This window comes from Pseudomonas sp. RIT-562 (assembly GCF_026241895.1).
In the GTDB taxonomy this organism is placed as follows: domain Bacteria; phylum Pseudomonadota; class Gammaproteobacteria; order Pseudomonadales; family Pseudomonadaceae; genus Aquipseudomonas; species Aquipseudomonas mandelii_F.
Window position 1 is genome coordinate 1 of the sequence record NZ_JAPJIV010000097.1, and the last position, 214, is coordinate 214.

Here is a 214-nt window from a genome sequence, read left to right on the forward strand (position 1 = left end):
CGAGTTCCCCTCCCACGACATCCCGCCGGTGCCAGCGGTGTTCTTCGCTTTTCGCATCATGGTCGGTCTGGGCGTATTGATGTTGGTGCAGGGTCTGAGCAGTTTGATATTGCGATGGCGACAAAGGCTGTACGCTGCGCGTTGGATGCTACGCGGGTGTGTGCTCATGGCGCCGGCGGGATTGGTGGCGATGCTCAGTGGCTGGGTGGTGACG

1 protein-coding gene is annotated in these 214 nt (G+C 61.2%); it reads left to right on the forward strand.

Annotation, left to right across the window (positions count from 1 at the left end; translation table 11 throughout):
- Positions 1 to 214, forward strand: a 214-nt coding sequence (locus ORL50_RS28925) for a cytochrome ubiquinol oxidase subunit I (RefSeq protein WP_266020133.1), incomplete at both ends; no start/stop codon positions are given.